This window comes from Mycobacterium sp. (genome assembly GCF_049673265.1).
Taxonomy (GTDB): domain Bacteria; phylum Actinomycetota; class Actinomycetes; order Mycobacteriales; family Mycobacteriaceae; genus Mycobacterium.
The window spans coordinates 1-3,249 of sequence record NZ_JBATXN010000319.1 but is presented as its reverse complement, the minus strand read 5'-3'; the positions used below and the strand labels follow the sequence as shown (position 1 = coordinate 3,249).

Genomic DNA, 3,249 nt, shown 5'->3' with positions numbered 1-3,249 from the left:
GCCAAGGTGGTGCTGAACAACCTCTACAAGCACACCCAGCTGCAGAACAGCTTCGGCGCCAACATGTTGTCCATCGTCGACGGGGTGCCGCGCACCCTGCGGCTGGACCAGATGATCCGCTACTACGTCGAGCACCAACTCGACGTCATCGTGCGGCGCACCACTTATCGGTTGCGCAAGGCCAATGAGCGGGCCCACATCCTGCGCGGTCTGGTCAAGGCGCTCGATGCGCTCGACGAGGTGATCGCGTTGATCCGGGCATCGGAGACCGTGGATGTGGCGCGGACCGGCCTGATCGAACTGCTCGACATCGACGAGATCCAGGCCCAGGCCATCCTCGACATGCAGCTGCGCCGCCTGGCGGCGTTGGAGCGCCAGCGCATCGTCGACGACCTCGCGAAGATCGAAGCCGAAATCGCTGACCTGGAAGACATTTTGGCCAAGCCGGAGCGCCAGCGCGGGATCGTGCGTGACGAGCTCGGCGAGATCGTCGAGAAGTACGGCGACGACCGTCGCACCCGAATCATCGCCGCCGACGGCGAGGTCAGCGACGAAGACCTGATCACCCGCGAGGACGTCGTCGTCACCATCACCGAAACCGGGTACGCCAAGCGCACCAAAACCGACCTGTACCGCAGCCAGAAGCGCGGCGGCAAGGGCGTGCAGGGTGCGGGGCTGAAGCAGGACGACATCGTGCGGCACTTCTTCGTCTGCTCGACCCACGACTGGATCCTGTTCTTCACCACCCAGGGCCGGGTGTATCGGGCCAAGGCCTACGACCTGCCGGAAGCGTCGCGGACGGCGCGCGGGCAACATGTGGCTAACCTGCTGGCGTTCCAACCCGAGGAGCGGATCGCCCAGGTGATTCAGATCAAGAGCTACGAGGACGCCCCCTACCTGGTGCTGGCCACCCGCAACGGGCTGGTCAAAAAGACCGCGCTCACCGACTTCGACTCGAACCGGTCGGGCGGGATTGTCGCGATCAACCTGCGCGACGGCGACGAACTGGTCGGGGCGGTGCTGTGCTCGGCCGAGGACGACCTGCTCCTGGTGTCGGCCAACGGCCAGTCGATCCGGTTCTCCGCGACCGATGAGGCGCTGCGGCCAATGGGCCGCGCGACCTCGGGTGTACAGGGCATGCGGTTTAACGCCGACGACTACCTGCTGTCGCTGAACGTGGTCCGAGAAGGGACGTTCCTGCTGGTCGCGACGTCAGGCGGCTATTCCAAGCGCACCGCGATCGAGGAATACACCGCCCAGGGCCGCGGCGGGAAAGGCATTCTGACGATCCAGTACGACACCCGTCGTGGCAAGCTGGTAGGAGCGCTGATCGTCGACGACGACAGCGAGGTGTACGCGATCACCTCCGGCGGCGGAGTGATCCGGACGGCGGCCAGGCAGGTCCGGAAGGCCGGTCGGCAGACTAAAGGTGTTCGATTGATGAACCTGGGCGAGGGCGACACACTGTTAGCCATCGCACGTAACGCTGAAGAAGCCGCCGTAACCGACGACGAATCGGGTACCCAACCCGACGCGTGAGCGAACGCCGACCGCCCCGGCGGCCGGATGCATAGTTAGGAGCGCCTGCGTGACTTCACCGAACGAGCCGGGACATCCCGGACCGGGCGACAGCCCGAACGGGAGTGGCTCGGGCGACCGGGGAGGTGCGCAGCATCCGCCGCCTGCGCGATCCTCGGCGGCACCACGGCGTGCGCCGGCGGATGCGCCGAAACCGCGCGAGCCGCGAGCGGCCGCCCGCCCGGCCGCTGCCCCCAATGCCGACGCCCGGTTGAACCGCTTCATCTCGGGTACGGCCGCGCCTGGCGCTGCCAAGACGCCACCGCGCGACGTCGACGCGCCGGCAGATCCGGCGCGCAGCGAAACCCGGCGCGACGAAGCGTACGCCAGCGAACTACCCGACCTGTCCGGTCCGACCCCACGGGCCGGGCAGCGCAAACCGGCCGCCGAGCCAGGGGCGGACACGTCGACGACTCCGGTGCGCACCGAACGCCGCATCCAGGTGGCCGGGCGAGCCCAAGGCCCGGTACGAGCCAGCATGCAGATCCGGCGCATCGATCCGTGGAGCACGCTGAAGGTGTCGCTGGTGCTTTCGGTAGCGCTGTTCTTCGTCTGGATGATCGCCGTGGCGTTCCTCTATCTGGTGCTCGGCGGCATGGGCGTGTGGAGCAAGCTCAACAGCAACGTCGGGGATCTGCTGAACAACACCAGCGGCAGCAGCGCCGACCTGGTGTCCAGCGGCACGATCTTCGGCGGCGCCGTGCTGATCGGCTTGGTGAACATTGTTTTGCTCAGCGCAATGGCCACCATCGGTGCGTTCATCTACAACCTGACGACCGACCTGATCGGCGGCGTCGAGGTGACGCTGGCCGACCGGGATTAGCGGTTTGGGTGCGGGCGCTGCGGTGGGGTAATCTCGTCGCTCGGCCGTATGCGCGTACGGGCCTATAGCTCAGGCGGTTAGAGCGCTTCGCTGATAACGAAGAGGTCGGAGGTTCGAGTCCTCCTAGGCCCACAGCCATGTGTTTGCCAAGACGTTTCGTGAGACTGGTGTTGCCGCTGGCAGCGATCGCCGTGCTGGCGGTGGTGATCCGGTCTCGGCAGGGCGTCGAGGTCTGGCACGTGGCCGCCGACCAGACCGATGGTCGGAGTGCGGGGCCTTAGCTCAGTTGGTAGAGCGCTGCCTTTGCAAGGCAGAAGTCAGGGGTTCGAATCCCCTAGGCTCCACATAATAAAAGCGCAGCTAAGTGGACGGTTCTGGGCGTTGTCTCACAGGTTATTGACGAGGCTGCGTCGACGAGGTCCACGCCCGACCATCGAAATACCGCAACACAGCCGGACTTTGCGGATCGGGATACCAACCCGGCACCGCGCTGGTCGACGAGCTAACAGGCGGCAGGATCTGCTGCGCTGGTGTCGACCGCTTGACGGCCACCACAATCCCACTGATGAGCGCACCCAAGAAGCCAATCGGGATAAACAGCAGTCCTACGGACCAGCCAATGGGGAAGTTGAAGATAAACCCGGCTGCCATTAGCAGAAATCCGAAAACTGCCACGCAAATGAAAACCACCAGGACGACCAGCGCGGCGGTCGACCGTCGCGGGACTGGTTGATGTTCGGGATTAGTCACGCCTCGAACGGTTCCCCGTTAGGTGCGTTCGTAAGCACGGGCGGAGGGCTTTCTGCGGCGAACCGCGCGGCGTGACAGGATCGCGCGCGGCTACGGAC

Annotated in this window: 4 protein-coding genes and 2 tRNA genes; 5 read left to right on the top strand and 1 reads right to left on the bottom strand. The window is 65.5% G+C overall.

The window, feature by feature from the left end; translation table 11 throughout:
* The 5 genes from WBF82_RS11340 to WBF82_RS11320 form a co-directional block, all read left to right on the top strand.
* On the top strand, positions 1 to 1,539 hold a 1,539-nt coding region (locus WBF82_RS11340; RefSeq protein ID WP_424383129.1), incomplete at its 5' end, for a DNA gyrase C-terminal beta-propeller domain-containing protein.
* Between the two features lie 49 nt (positions 1,540 to 1,588).
* On the top strand, positions 1,589 to 2,401 hold the full coding sequence (locus WBF82_RS11335; protein WP_424383128.1) for a DUF3566 domain-containing protein: 813 nt from the start codon (positions 1,589 to 1,591) through the stop codon (positions 2,399 to 2,401).
* A 58-nt stretch (positions 2,402 to 2,459) separates the two neighbouring features.
* A tRNA-Ile gene (locus WBF82_RS11330) sits at positions 2,460 to 2,533 on the top strand.
* 26 nt (positions 2,534 to 2,559) lie between these two features.
* Positions 2,560 to 2,682, top strand: coding sequence for a hypothetical protein (locus WBF82_RS11325; RefSeq protein WP_424383127.1), 123 nt, complete (start codon positions 2,560 to 2,562; stop codon positions 2,680 to 2,682).
* Positions 2,673 to 2,745 (top strand) — tRNA-Ala (locus tag WBF82_RS11320). Before WBF82_RS11325 ends, WBF82_RS11320 begins: the two co-directional genes overlap by 10 nt.
* A 49-nt stretch (positions 2,746 to 2,794) precedes the next feature.
* Here the strand turns inward: WBF82_RS11320 and WBF82_RS11315 are convergent.
* The gene (locus WBF82_RS11315; RefSeq protein ID WP_424383126.1) at positions 2,795 to 3,151 is read right to left on the bottom strand and encodes a DUF2510 domain-containing protein; all 357 of its coding nucleotides are present in this window, start codon (positions 3,149 to 3,151) and stop codon (positions 2,795 to 2,797) included.
* Positions 3,152 to 3,249: the final 98 nt, after the last annotated feature.